This is a genomic window from Clostridium sp. ZBS15, assembly GCF_023845705.1.
GTDB lineage: Bacteria > Bacillota > Clostridia > Clostridiales > Clostridiaceae > Clostridium > Clostridium aquiflavi.
Genome location: NZ_JAMQHY010000166.1, coordinates 1 through 399, shown reverse-complemented (window position 1 = coordinate 399; position 399 = coordinate 1). Strand labels below are relative to the sequence as shown.

General features: G+C 51.1%; 1 protein-coding gene. It reads right to left on the bottom strand.

Going from position 1 to position 399, the window contains the following annotated elements; all coding sequences use genetic code 11:
• Positions 1 to 399: hypothetical protein (locus tag NG904_RS16915; protein ID WP_252232892.1), on the bottom strand; the 399-nt coding region annotated here is incomplete at both ends.

The window sequence follows — 399 nt, the reverse complement described above, 5'->3', positions numbered from 1 at the left end:
CAGTTCATTAAGGGCATTCTGGTGTTGCAAATCCTGTTGTGAGATATCCAGCTTCTGTAGCGCAAGCGCAATTTCATCCTTATGTGCCAGTACGCTTTGTTCATCCGCCGTCAGTTTTTTACCGGACAAATCAGCGATGCGCTGCTGAAATGACAAAAGCTGCTTATGCGCTTCCGTCATTTTTTCGGTCGTGGAAAGCTTCGCGGCGGTAATCTGCCCTTCAGTCTGCGCCTGTTGCTGGCTGTACTGCAAAAGCAGTCGCCTGGCCTCGTCGTTGTGGTAAGTCTTTGGCTTTTTCGCCTGTTGTGACAACGCCTTTTTATGACGTTCATTTTCGCGCTCCAGTGCGGCATTGCGTACAGCAGCATCGGCATACTGCATGGCGGTAATGCGCGCCAC